12 protein-coding genes and 1 tRNA gene are annotated in these 13,388 nt (G+C 36.3%); 9 read left to right on the top strand and 4 right to left on the bottom strand.

Features of this window, described 5'->3' with window-relative positions; all coding sequences use genetic code 11:
- Positions 1-9: 9 nt before the first annotated feature.
- Together CS931_RS02835 and CS931_RS02830 are read right to left on the bottom strand one after the other, a co-directional pair.
- On the bottom strand, positions 10-903 hold the full coding sequence (locus tag CS931_RS02835; protein WP_099204239.1) for a GNAT family N-acetyltransferase: 894 nt from the start codon (positions 901-903) through the stop codon (positions 10-12).
- Positions 904-1,252: 349 nt separating this feature from the next.
- Positions 1,253-1,341, bottom strand: a tRNA-Ser gene (locus tag CS931_RS02830).
- 235 nt (positions 1,342-1,576) lie between these two features.
- Between CS931_RS02830 and galE the strand changes: the two genes are divergently transcribed.
- The 9 genes from galE (at position 1,577) to CS931_RS02785 (ending at position 11,046) form a co-directional block, all read left to right on the top strand.
- Positions 1,577-2,590: a UDP-glucose 4-epimerase GalE gene (galE, locus tag CS931_RS02825; RefSeq protein WP_099204238.1), complete on the top strand. Its 1,014-nt coding sequence runs from the start codon at positions 1,577-1,579 to the stop codon at positions 2,588-2,590.
- Positions 2,577-3,149: a Maf family protein gene (locus CS931_RS02820; protein WP_099204237.1), complete on the top strand. Its 573-nt coding sequence runs from the start codon at positions 2,577-2,579 to the stop codon at positions 3,147-3,149. Before galE ends, CS931_RS02820 begins: the two co-directional genes overlap by 14 nt.
- 53 nt (positions 3,150-3,202) lie before the next feature.
- A complete protein-coding gene (locus tag CS931_RS02815) occupies positions 3,203-3,856 on the top strand; it encodes a sporulation protein YunB (protein WP_099204236.1) in 654 nt (217 codons plus the stop codon).
- 29 nt (positions 3,857-3,885) lie between these two features.
- Positions 3,886-5,874 (top strand): NAD-dependent DNA ligase LigA, encoded by a 1,989-nt coding sequence (gene ligA, locus CS931_RS02810; RefSeq protein ID WP_099204235.1) that lies wholly within the window; start codon positions 3,886-3,888, stop codon positions 5,872-5,874.
- Between the two features lie 73 nt (positions 5,875-5,947).
- The gene (locus tag CS931_RS02805; RefSeq protein ID WP_242964881.1) at positions 5,948-7,195 is read left to right on the top strand and encodes a galactokinase; all 1,248 of its coding nucleotides are present in this window, start codon (positions 5,948-5,950) and stop codon (positions 7,193-7,195) included.
- A 1-nt stretch (position 7,196) separates the two neighbouring features.
- Positions 7,197-7,658, top strand: coding sequence for an S-ribosylhomocysteine lyase (locus CS931_RS02800; RefSeq protein ID WP_099204233.1), 462 nt, complete (start codon positions 7,197-7,199; stop codon positions 7,656-7,658).
- Between the two features lie 99 nt (positions 7,659-7,757).
- A complete protein-coding gene (locus CS931_RS02795; RefSeq protein WP_159459725.1) occupies positions 7,758-8,546 on the top strand; it encodes an N-acetylmuramoyl-L-alanine amidase in 789 nt (262 codons plus the stop codon).
- Between the two features lie 52 nt (positions 8,547-8,598).
- Complete coding sequence (radA, locus tag CS931_RS02790; protein WP_099204231.1) at positions 8,599-9,975, top strand: DNA repair protein RadA; 1,377 nt, start codon at positions 8,599-8,601, stop codon at positions 9,973-9,975.
- Between the two features lie 87 nt (positions 9,976-10,062).
- Positions 10,063-11,046, top strand: coding sequence for a tyrosine recombinase XerC (locus CS931_RS02785; protein WP_099204230.1), 984 nt, complete (start codon positions 10,063-10,065; stop codon positions 11,044-11,046).
- 39 nt (positions 11,047-11,085) lie between these two features.
- Here CS931_RS02785 and CS931_RS02780 read toward each other — a convergent pair whose 3' ends face one another.
- Both CS931_RS02780 and CS931_RS02775 read right to left on the bottom strand, forming a co-directional pair.
- A complete protein-coding gene (locus tag CS931_RS02780) occupies positions 11,086-12,357 on the bottom strand; it encodes an HD domain-containing phosphohydrolase (RefSeq protein WP_099204229.1) in 1,272 nt (423 codons plus the stop codon).
- Positions 12,358-12,378: 21 nt separating this feature from the next.
- Positions 12,379-13,272 carry a GGDEF domain-containing protein gene (locus tag CS931_RS02775; protein ID WP_099204228.1) on the bottom strand — a complete coding sequence of 298 codons (894 nt, stop codon included), beginning with the start codon at positions 13,270-13,272 and terminating at the stop codon, positions 12,379-12,381.
- Between the last annotated feature and the right edge of the window lie 116 nt (positions 13,273-13,388).

Here is a 13,388-nt window from a genome sequence, read left to right as displayed (position 1 = left end):
AATAGACTTTTAACTGTTTTTATGTAACCACCATGTTTCGTTTTGGACGGGATAAAATCCAATATTATAATAGAACTGCTGGGATGAAAGCACGTAAGCATGTTTTGCTCCAAGCTTGCCACATCTGTTTATACCTTCCAGAACAGCCGCTTTTCCTAATCCCATTTTTCGATATTCCGGCAAAGTGAACACTGGTTCGACATAAGCATATTCACTATTTGGCAGATACCACATTCCGCAATGAGCGGCATAATCGCCATTTGGAGCTACGACTAATATTCGCAAATCTGAGTTTAAATACGGAGCATCAAAGCCTTCTCTTTTTCTCATGGATTCCATTTCTATTTTATTACGTTGGCGCTGGTTGTCAAATCCTCTCCAAATTGCATTATAATATCGTTCAATATCAAAATCTTTATCGTTAAAGCTCATAATGCGATATCCATTTGGGAGGGTATAAGTATGCGCATTAATATCAATAATGGCTACGGAGGATTTTTGAGAAGTGGGTATAAACCCTTTCTGAATGGCGGCTTGCTGATATTCTAAATCACCATCCGGTAATGTGATTTTTATTTTTCCCTGTAAATTCAGATTTCGCAAAGCATATTCAATCAATTGCGCTTTCAGATAATTGTATTTTTCATCTAAACAGAAATAAGCTTCACCGAGATCGTTTTCATAAGTTGCCAATCCTACAATAATTCCGTTATCTTCAACAACACCAATATTTGATAAATGTTCCATGCTCATATAGGGGCCGAACTGCCATACCCACCGAGCCCACAAGTAATTAGGTGTAATGACTTTATCATGATTTATGCGAATTAAAAACTCACATATTCTTTTAAAATCATCCGAATACCCCGCTTCCTTAGTGTAACTTCTAATTTTAATGCTCATAATATTCCCCCGTTAATTATTATATACTTATTATATAGCAAATGGAATTATTATACAATGCGCCATATGGACGTTTTAATATTATTGTTGGAACCTGATTTTCCATCGTTGTTCCAGACAGAGTGCTTTTATTTATTGAGAATAAGATTTGACTCATCCGTAGTTAGCTCAGATAAATTCATAAAAGGTTCAATTTTTTCATTAGAATAATGATGTAATAGCATATTTGTAGGTCCTATATTAATATCATGAATTCGACCAGTTTCTCATACTAACTCAATTCCAGTGTAGCATAAAAAAATTAAGCTGAAACAGATATATTTCTACATCCACTTTAGCTTAAGTTTTTTGGCGGAAGCGGTGGGATTCGAACCCACGAGCCCTTGCGGACTACCGCATTTCGAGTGCGGCCCGTTATGACCACTTCGATACGCTTCCAAGTGTTTTGATTTAAATTCCTAAAATATTATTATATGAGATATAAAACGACTCAATTAATAACTAATATAGTTTATCTTGAATTTATTTAAAAGTCAAGTTGTTTATTATGTCTTGTTTGATAAATTGGAAAAACCAGCAGATAAAGTAAATTTTATGTTGAATTGTTTTTAGAAAGATTATATAATATACTCTTAAAGAGTCATAAAATTAAGTAGTGATGGAGGGGAAATTTATGAAGGTTCTCGTAACAGGTGGGGCAGGTTATATCGGAAGTCATACTTCAATTGTACTTCTTGAAAAAGGACACGAGGTAGTGATTTTAGATAATTTATCAAACAGCAAAAAGATTGCCATAGAGCGCATTGAAGAGATTTCTGGGAAAAAAGTGAAGTTTTACTGTGAAGATGTGTGTGACAAAGAGAAATTGGAATCTATTTTTCAGGCAGAAAATATAGATGCAGTGATTCATTTTGCCGCTTTCAAGGCCGTAGGGGAATCCGTAGAAAAGCCATTAGAATATTATCAAAATAATTTATTTTCTACATTAAACTTGCTCGAAGTAATGCAAAAAAATGACGTAACAAACTTTGTGTTTAGTTCTTCAGCCACAGTATATGGTGATCCGGCAAGTGTTCCTATTCGAGAAGATTTTCCACTATCTACTACAAATCCATATGGAACCACTAAGCTTTTTATAGAAAGAATCCTTACTGACTATGCATATGCGAGACCGGAATTTAATCCCATTATTCTTCGCTATTTTAATCCAATTGGTGCTCATAAAAGTGGCTTGATTGGTGAAGACCCTAATGGAATACCGAACAATTTAGTGCCTTATATTTCTCAGGTTGCCATTGGCAAATTAAAAGAATTAAGTGTTTTCGGTAATGATTACTCTACAATTGATGGTACTGGTGTAAGAGATTATATTCATGTTGTTGATTTGGCTGAAGGACATGTGGCTGCTTTGCAACTGTTTGAAAAAGGTAATTGTGGTTTAAAAGTGTACAATTTAGGTAGTGGCGAAGGACATTCTGTTTTAGAAATCCTAAACGCATTTTCAGAAGCTTCCGGTAAAACTATTCCTTATACGATTAAAGGTAAACGTCCAGGTGATATTGCTGAATGCTATGCTGATCCATCCAAGGCATACCAAGAGTTAGGCTGGAAAGTAAAACGTACATTAAAAGATATGTGTGAAGACACTTGGAGATGGCAGGAGAAAAACCCGAATGGACTGGAGTAAGCATACACTGGTTTTAGCGTCTTCTTCACCAAGTCGCAAACTGCTATTTGAGCAAGCAAAGATTCCGTTTAGTGTTAAAGTTTCTGGTGTGGATGAAACTGTTCCAATCACGTTCACACCTGAAGAGACTGTGAGAACACTGGCAAAACGCAAGGCAGATGCTATCGACAGGAAGGCTACTGATATTATTGTGGCAGCTGATTCGGTTGTTTCGATTGATAATTTGATCTTAGGTAAACCTCAGAGTTCTGAAGATGCAAAAAATATGCTTAAGAGGCTTTCTGGCAGAACACATAACATTTTTTCAGGTGTATGTATTCAATTTAAAGAGCAAGAAAATATTTTTGTGCAGGCAACAGAAGTGACTTTTTATTCTCTAACCGATGAAGAAATTGATGAGTATGTTCAGACAGGAGAACCAATGGGCAAAGCGGGTTCTTATGGTATTGAAAGTCAGGGAATAAGATTAATTCGATCGATTTGCGGAGATTATGCAAATATAGTCGGCATTCCCCTTGCAGAAACACTTAGACGGATAGAAAAACTAGTAACTAAATAGTAGTAGCAGTAGCAAAATCATCTCTTTTGCGTAGTATAGAAAGAGGTGATTTTATGCGTTACATATCTAAATCTAAACCGTTTTTTATGCCAAGATACCGCAAACCCAAATCTAAAAATTTTATTGCTAAGAGACTAATTTTACTTACAATTTCTTTTCTCCTTGTGGCGAGTGTCCTTTCTGAATGGGCGCTGCAATCTGTTTCAGATGAAATGGTCTATCAGGCAACAAAGAACTACATAGAGCAAACTATAAACGAAATTACAACCGAACAAATAATTGAAACGGAATACATCGATATAAATAACGATGATTCGGGTAAAATAATATCAGCAACTACAAATACAAGCAAAATAAATCAGTTAAAATCACAAATCACAGGATTACTTGATGAGAAGTTAAACGGTAGGGTAAATACTACCATTCCTTTTGGTAGTGCTACTCAAATGGGTATTTTAAACGGCAGAGGCTTTTCTGTGCCTCTAAGACTAAATATAGAAGGCAGTGTTAATGTGTCTTTTCAAACAGACTTTGTTTCTGCAGGTATCAATCAGACCTGCTATCGATTAATTATGAATGTGAATTATGCTGCTCATTCTCAATCTAAAAAATTTGCGACAGATGTGAGTGACAGCACAAGCTTTGTAATTAGTGAAACGATTATCGTTGGAGAAGTTCCGCAATTTATGACAGGAAAAGCCGCTTAAAGAAGTAAAGATAATGTATGAGGATATATATGGATATTAAAAAAGCTAGACAGCGAATTAAGATATTAAATAAAGAAATTAAGTATCATAATGACAAATATTATACCCAAGATTCGCCTGAAATTTCTGATATTGAATATGATTTGCTTTACCGAGAATTGGAGCAGTTAGAAGAAGAGTTTCCTCAACTCATTACACCTGATTCTGCCACACAACTTATTGGTGGCTCTATTTTTAATAATTTTTCTCCTGTTGTTCATACAGTGCCTTTAGAAAGCCTTCATGATGCATTTTCTGATGATGAATTGAGGGATTTTGATCGAAAGGTAAAAGAAATTGTTCAGCATCCTGAATATATAGTTGAACCCAAGTTTGATGGATTGTCCGTCGCTGTCGAATATATCGACGGACAATATACTCGGGGTTCAACTCGGGGAGATGGACAAGTTGGAGAAGATGTAACTGAAAATATTCGAACCATTCAAAGCTTGCCGAAAACTCTCTCTGAAAAAATCCCTTTTCTAGAGGTGCGAGGCGAGGTTTATATGTCTGCTCAAAGTTTTGAACAGCTATCTCAGAGACAAGAGATGTTGGAGGAAAAACCATTCAAAAACCCAAGAAATGCAGCGGCTGGTTCATTGCGGCAAAAAGATTCACGGGTTACTGCAAGTAGAGGTTTAGATATTTTTATTTTTAATGTACAGCAAGTAAATGGAGTAACGTTGACCGCACATGATGAATCTTTGGAAAAACTAAAAGAGCTTGGATTTACTGTTTCCCCTAATTATTATAAATCAAAAGACATAGAAGACATTATTCATTTTATTCATGAACTGGGTAACAAAAGGGGAGAATTGCCCTATCCTATTGACGGTGCCGTTGTAAAGGTAAATGACTTTTCGCAAAGAGATAGTCTTGGGAGCACTGCTAAATTTCCAAGGTGGGCAGAAGCCTATAAATATCCTCCAGAAGAAAAAGAAACGACACTTACTAATATTGAGATTAATGTTGGACGAACAGGCGTATTAACTCCGACAGGTGTTTTCTCACCAATATTATTGGCTGGTACAACGGTGAGCCGGGCAACACTTCATAATCAAGATTTTATATCAGAAAAAGACATTCGAATTGGTTCAAGAGTGATTTTGCGAAAAGCTGGTGAAATCATACCAGAAGTGGTTTCTGTTATTTCAAATCCAGAGCATAGCCAACCTTTTTTCTTGCCTCAAAATTGTCCTTCTTGTGGAGAAGAAGTTGTGCGGTTAGAGACAGAGGCAGCTACGCGTTGTGTGAATCCGGAATGCCCAGCACAAATCTTACGTAGTCTAATTCACTTTGCCTCTAGGGACGCTATGGATATTGACGGATTGGGGCCAGCTATTGTTGAGCAGATGGTGAAATCCAATTTGATCCATTCTTTGTCAGACTTATATAATCTCACAGCTGAAGTGCTTGTAACATTGGAACGCTTTGCGGAAAGAAGTGCATATAATTTAGTTGCAGCAATTGAAAAATCAAAATCAGCGGATTTATATCGTTTGATATTCGGACTGGGTATTCCTAATATTGGTGTAAAGGCTGCAAAGTTATTGTGTCAAAGGTTCTCTAATATTGAAGCGTTAATGACAGCAGACGTTAATTCAGTTTTAGAAATAGAAGGTTTTGGCACAATCATGGCGGAGCAAGTAGTAGCATTCTTTGATAAGCATAGCACTAAAGAGCTCATCCAAGCGCTTAAAAGTCACGGGCTAAATATGAAGGCACATGTTGTAGAGGGACAAACTCAAATATTGGCCGGAAAGATTTTTGTCCTTACAGGAACATTGCCAACCTTGAATCGAAAAGAGGCGGCAGACAGGATTGAAAAAGCGGGCGGAAAAGTCTCTTCTTCTGTTTCTAAAAAGACAAGTTATGTTGTGGCGGGTGATGAGGCCGGGAGTAAGCTTGACAAGGCGAAAACTCTTGGAATAGCAGTTCTTACAGAGGAAGAATTGCTTGATTTGTTAGAAGAATCTTGATATAATGACCTAACTTAATAGCAAATAAATAAGAATTTGGCTGCAATTTGATGAATTTACAGAGGTGAATGACGTGACAATAGATTTTAAGAAATTATATCAAAATGAAGCAGAAGAACAGCGTGTACGCTACAAAACGATTAAAGATGAATTTGCTAAGCAATTCGTGAATGCAGATGGGATAGAATTCTTCAGTGCTCCCGGTAGGACAGAAATTGGCGGAAACCACACAGATCATAACCATGGAAGAGTGCTGGCGGGTGCTGTGAATTTGGATATTGTAGCAGCTGCGAGAAAAACTGAAGACAGCAAGATTCTTTTAAAGTCTTATGAATACCCCGGTATGGATATTGCAGATCTCTCTGATTTGTCTTTAAGAGAGGAAGAGATAGGAACAGCCTCTGCATTAATAAAGGGAATCTGCTTTAAGTGCAAAGAGCTTGGCTATCATGTAGGCGGATTTGAGGCTTACACAATTTCTCGTGTTCTCAAAGGTTCAGGGCTTTCTAGCTCAGCCGCTTTTGAAGTAGTCATTGTTACTATTATTAGTGAACTCTACAATGAAGGAAAGATTGATCCCATTACGACAGCAATTATTGCACAATATGCGGAAAATGTTTATTTCGGAAAGCCTTCTGGTTTACTAGATCAAATGGCAAGTAGCGTTGGTGGTGTTACTGCTATAGATTTCAAAGATACAGCAAACCCAATTGTAGAGCATATTGATTTTGATTTACATAGTTATCAACACGCGCTTTGTATTGTGGATACGGGTGGCAACCATGCTGACTTAACAGATGAATATGCTTATATTCCGGCAGAGATGAAATCTGTTGCACAGTTCTTTGGGAAAGAAGTTTTGCGCGAAGTAAATCCAGAAGAGTTCTGGCAGAATATTGGTGAGGTACGCCAAAAAACAGGGGACAGAGCTGTTTTGCGTGCAATGCATTTTTTTGATGAAGATATTTTAGCAGCAGAGGAAGCACAAACTATTAAGGATGGTGATTTTGAGAGCTTCAAGGCTTTAATAAATCAATCTGGTGTATCTTCTGAGACTAGGCTACAGAATGTGTTTGCAACGCTAAATCCCTCTGAGCAGGGACTATCCTTGGCATTAGCTCTCTCAAAAAAGTTTTTGAAAGGCAGTGGGGCATGCCGTGTACATGGCGGAGGATTTGCCGGCACAATCCAAGCTTTTGTTCCATTTGATAGGTTGAATGATTATAGAGATATGATTGAAAAAGTTTTTGGAAAAGGCAGTTGCTATGTGCTTTCTATCCGTTTTGTGGGCGGTACAAAAGTGACGGTTGAAGGAGTATGATATGAAAAAAATAGCAAGTTTTTCAGTTAACCATGATTTACTGGAAAAAGGAGTTTATATTTCTAGAATTGATGGAGATGTTGTCACCTATGACATTCGTATGAAAATACCCAATGGTGGAGATTATCTTTCCAATGGAGCGATGCATACTTTTGAGCACTTATTTGCTACTTATGTTCGCAATACAGATTATTCCGATAGTATAATCTATGTGGGACCTATGGGATGTCGAACAGGATTTTATTTTCTTGTTCGGGATAATATTTCGCATGAAGAAGTAATTACTTTATTAGTAAATAGCTTTACGTTTATTGCTTCCTTTTCAGGAGAGATTCCGGGTTCCAAACGTGAAGAGTGTGGCAATTATTTAGAGCATGATTTAGTGGGCGCTAGGCAAACTGCTGAAGATATGCTTAATGTTTTAAAAGATTGGTCCCTCGAAAAAATGGAATATAAGTCGTAACCAAATGTAGAGCCTCTTGAGATGAAATGCAAGAGGCTCTTATCATATTATAAGCGATTTTTTCATATAGTTCTTAAGATGATAATAGGGGAGCTATCTATGAAAAAATCTGAATTTTATTTAGTGCGAAAAATCCTTCCTTTTTTACTACTATGCCTTACTTTATCTGCCTTTGTTTTTCACACGACTGGAGCAATAGCAGTAGTAAATTTTCATGCTGATTTTTTTGAAAAGCAAGAGAAATACCGAAATGAAATTATTGTTTTAGATGCAGGGCACGGCGGTGAAGATGGAGGCGCAATGGGAGTGAATGGTGCGCTCGAAAAGGACATTAATTTTACAATCACACAAATGGTAAAAGATAGGCTTGAAGAGCAAAGTATTCAAGTGATTCTCACGAGAGATAGCGATACACTAATTGGAGATAATACGTTGCCAAGTATCGCTGAAAGAAAGCGTTCTGACACTAAAAAAAGATTGGAAATTGTCAAAGAATATGATAACTGCACTTTTGTCAGTATTCATCAAAATCATTTTACCCAAGAAAAATATAAAGGAGCTCAAATTTTTTATTCCAGAAATAGAACAGAAAGTGCCCTTTTAGCAGAGAGTATTCGAAGTGAAATAGTAGAAAACACCCAACCTGAAAATTCTCGAGAAAGCAAAGCGGCTAGTAAAAACATTTATATTCTTTACTATAGTCAAATGCCTTCGGTTTTAGTGGAATGTGGTTTCATTTCTAATTATGAAGAAGCAAACAAGCTAATCCAAACAGAATATCAGGAAAAAATAGCGATTTCTATAACGGATGGTATTATTAATTACCTTGAAATGAAGAACCAAAGCCAACAAAATGAAAAAAGTACGTCTTCGACTTCTATTGAGTGAACATAAGTGCTATAATAAGAAGAAAATAGAGAATAAAGTACAGGAGAATTAAATGGCTTCTAAAAATAAGACAGTTTTTGTGTGCTCAGAATGTGGTGCAGAATCAATTAAATGGGCAGGTAAATGTCCAATATGTGGCTCATGGAATACAATGGAAGAAGAGATAAAAGAAACAGGTTTATCTAAAGCATATACCACAAGTAGCAGCTCTACAAGAAAAACAGCTGTAATGAAGATATCTGAAATTGACTCAAATGATGAAGAATATCGATATAAAACAGGACTTTCTGAGTTTGACCGTGTGTTAGGCGGAGGGATTGTAAAGGGGTCGTTGGTACTAATTTCAGGTGATCCTGGTATTGGAAAATCAACTATCCTATTACAGGTTTGTCAGCATTTAGGGGAGAACCATCAAATTTTATATATTTCTGGAGAAGAATCAGCTAGGCAAATTAAACTTAGAGCTTCCAGGTTAGGAGTAGACAGTCCAAATTTAATGATTTTAACAGAGACAGACGCACAGCATGCTGTTAATCAAATTCGTGAGGAATCACCAGACATTGTAATGGTTGATTCGATTCAAACGATGAATCATCCGGATTTGAATTCTTCACCCGGGAGCGTTACTCAGGTGAGAGAGTGCTCTAATTTATTGATGCGCTGCGCAAAGACACTGGATATTCCTATTGTTTTAGTAGGCCATGTTAATAAGGATGGTGCTATTGCGGGTCCTAAGGTATTAGAGCACATGGTTGATGCTGTGCTGTATTTTGAAGGCGATAGACAGATGACCTATAGAATTTTACGTGCAGTTAAAAATCGATTTGGTTCCACAAATGAAATTGGTGTTTTTGATATGGGAAAAGATGGGTTACACCAAGTAGAAAATCCGTCGCAGGCAATGTTGTCTGGAAGGCCGACTAATACACCGGGAACATGTGTGACAGCAGTTATGGAAGGCACACGTCCAATTTTAGCTGAGATTCAGGGACTGGCAACGAATTCAGGATTTGGAACGCCAAGACGTATGTCAACTGGATTTGATTATAATAGGATGTCGTTAATTTTAGCTGTGTTGGAAAAACGAGCTGGATTCTATTTTGGCAATTTAGATGCTTATATTAATGTCGTGGGAGGATTACGACTGGACGAGCCTTCAGTTGATTTAGCGGTGGCAATGTCGCTGGTTTCTAGCTTAAAAGATGTTGTGATTCGAGAAGATACGGTTGTGTTTGGTGAAATTGGACTTGCTGGTGAGTTACGAAATGTTAGTCAGGCAGATTTACGAATCAGCGAAGCTTCACGCCTTGGGTTCAATCGTTGTGTAATACCTTTTCATGGTCTGAAAAATATTAGCAAATCTTATAAGAACATGGAAATTGTAGGGGTAAGAGATATAAGAGATGCTTTTCGCGCATGTACAGAGTAGTATAATTATTTTCTTGACAACTGTTTAAAAATTGTATATAATTATACAAAATAAATATTTTGTATAATTCAGGGGATTGAAATTATTATGGCTAGTTTAGTCTTATCTGAAATGCCATTACTAGTGCGTCAATACGCATTATATCTAAGAAATATCAGAGGCTTATCTGTTAAAACTGTTGATGAATATTGCTTAGATTTAAGAACTTTTTTTAGGTTTTTACAAAAGCAGCGGCAGCAATTAAATGAACCTATAGAAGAAATTTTAATTGCACAAATTGATTTGGATTTTATTAAGAAAATCACTACCTACGAAGTTTTTGAATTTATGAACTACGTATCTGATGATCGCAATAATTTAAGCGCAACACGGCAACGTAAATCGTCATCTATAAAATCTTTTTTCAAATATTTAGTTGTGCATGAGAAATTATTGGAAGAAAATCCTGTAGAGAATCTTTCGGCGCCAAAAAAGAAAAAAGTTCTTCCCCATTTTCTTTCATTAGAACAAAGTATCGAACTATTGAATTCTGTAGAGGGTCCAGATAAAGAACGTGACTATTGCATGTTAGTTCTTTTCTTGAATTGTGGATTGCGCTTGTCTGAATTGGTTAGCATTAATTTATCGGATGTTTATCATCAAAATTCTACGATTAAAATTTTAGGTAAGGGAAATAAGGAGCGCATTATATACTTAAATGAGGCTTGCCTGCAAGCCGTTGATAGCTACATTAAAGTCCGCCCTAAAAATGCTGTTGTTGACAGAAATGCATTATTTCTTAGTAGCCGCAAGCAAAGAATTAGCCCCAAAACGGTTCAATTCATCGTTAAAAAGTATTTAAAGAAGATTGGACTTGGTGGAACTGGGTATTCTGTACATAAGCTTCGCCATACTGCTGCCACGTTAATGTATCGCTATGGCAATGTGGATATTAGAGTTCTACAAGATATCTTGGGACATGAAAATTTAGGCACAACGGAGATATATACACACACTTCTAGTACGCAAGTTGAGAGTGCGATGAATGCAAATCCGCTTGCCCAGATGACAACAAATAAGAAAAGTAAGTAAAAACTAGCAATCCGATTAATAAAATCGGATTGCTAGTTTTTACTTTATTAAAAGATATTTATAATCATGGCTGGCCTGTTCAGAAGCGGTTTTACGCAACTCTGCGATACAATCATAGTTAGCTTGTAACAAATGAAAAATACTGGAGGAAATCCCGTTGTGCTCAGCCATACCTGCTAAAATTTTCTCTGTTTGGTTACGATTCATCCCGACTCGATAAGGGCGGTCTTCTGTAATAGCAGTGAAAATATCTGCAACTGCCATAATTTGAGATCCAAGAGACAAAGAAGGTGCCGAGAGGTGAAATGGATAACCGCGGCCGTTTAATTTTTCATGATGATAAGCAGCCCATTCTGCGATTTCGTTAAAGCCCTGAATTGGCTGCAATAATCTATACGAGTAGTAAGTGTGACTGCGGATAACATCAAATTCTTCTGGAATCAATTTGTCGTTTTTTTCTAAGATTTCACGGGGTATTGCCAGTTTTCCTATATCATGTAGATTTCCCGCAATCCGCATTTTTTTACAATCATTTTCAGAGAAATTTGATAATTGAGCTAACTTTTCTGCTGTAGCGGCGACGCCAGCAGAGTGCATAGCGGTAAAAGGGCTACGTGAATCAATAATGCGTGAAAATATTTGGGTTAGCTCTACTACTTCATCTAACGTCAGCTGAATTGAATTTATAGGTAAATTATCACCAGCATAAACATGAATTTTCAAAGATTTTTGTGTTAGGTCAAGCCAAAAAGCTTCTTTTTCATATATCTGCAAAAATGAGTCTATGTATTGAGGTGGAAATATAGAGCCACTACCTGAAACAATAAAATCTCGAATTGTTTTAATCTGAGAAATTATGTTTTCAGTGTGGTCAATACTAACAGCGATTCGATCTGCTAAATGTATCAAGTGAGAAAGAATAGGGACAGACTCACCCATAAAAGAACTTCCCGCTCCGTCTTGCCAAGGAACATGATGAAATTTAATCATGTTAGCAGCATTTGAGAGTAAAGGAAATCCACCTAACAGTTTTGCACCGATAAAACTATGTTGATGAACATGATCTGGTAATTCGTCCATAAAATCTAGCTTATCCCACAAAGAAAGAGACCCTAAATCATGGACTAAAGAAGCTAAAACAACATCTTGTTTATCTTCTATGGATAGATTTAAGGTTTCAGAAAGTTCATACGCTATAAAAGCAACTTGTTGATGATGGTTTGCCGTTTCAGGACTAATCAAATCGACCGCTTTTGTAATGCAAATTAATAAGTCGTATAAATTTGAAAAATATTTTTTATTGTAGGACATCTTATATCACCATAGTCCTTTTCAAACTGGACGTTTGCTACTTCTATTTCTCCATTTTGACTCATACATTTTTCTATCTGCCATTTGAATTATTTCTTCAGCGGTATATGGTTTGTCATCCATGGTAACTAACCCCATAGAAATAGATATCTTGACATTTTGATCCTTTAATAAGATATGTTTTGACTCAAAATGGTTGTTAATTTGGTTTTGTATAAGAGTAGCTTGTTCTGCAGTAGTATCATTTAGACAAATAATGAATTCATCTCCCCCATAGCGAACTACCCAGTTTTTTTCATTGTGAACGCATTCTTCAAGAATAGAAGCGACATGTTTAAGAGCCTTATCTCCAGCAGAGTGTCCAAAATTATCATTTACGGTCTTCATATTGTCAATATCTATAAAAATAATGGAGAGAGATGAACCATTCAACGTAGCCTGTACAATATCAGTTGACAAACGATCATCCAAAAAACGACGATTATAGCATCCGGTTAAGTGATCTTTCATGGCGGTTTTATTTAAATCGGCAACCACATCATACATTAACTCGTTTTTTGCAAAATCTCCATATCCAAACATCATAGTATCTGTAACTTTTTTTAATAATTCTAAGACAACCGGATCGTTATCTGTTTCGATTGGTATCGCTATAGAGAGAAAAATATCTTTTGAAATATTTTCAAGCTTCATAAATGTCTTATTTTCTCGATAAGCCCTCATAGATATACAATTTTCGCACACTGCTCCCCTGTTCCAGTAATTATAGCAAGTAGTTCCTATATCTTGCGGATGCAAAAATTCACAATCCAACACTTCTTTGCGAGTGGGGTCTATTAGGCGCACGACATCATACATTTTACTAAAAAAGTTTAGATTTCCTTCTAATTCTCTTAAGGTTATTTTTCGGCTCATTCTATATCACCTCATGTGAATATTATACCACGTAAGGTTTTTGTTTTATAATGTAAAGTGAAAAAAGAATATTTATTTTCCATTTTTTATAGTAAATTTATGAATATTCTGAAAAT

The organism is Scatolibacter rhodanostii (assembly GCF_900197595.1).
GTDB classification, from domain to species: Bacteria; Bacillota; Clostridia; order Oscillospirales; family Acutalibacteraceae; genus Scatolibacter; species Scatolibacter rhodanostii.
This window is presented reverse-complemented; position numbering and strand designations above follow the sequence as displayed.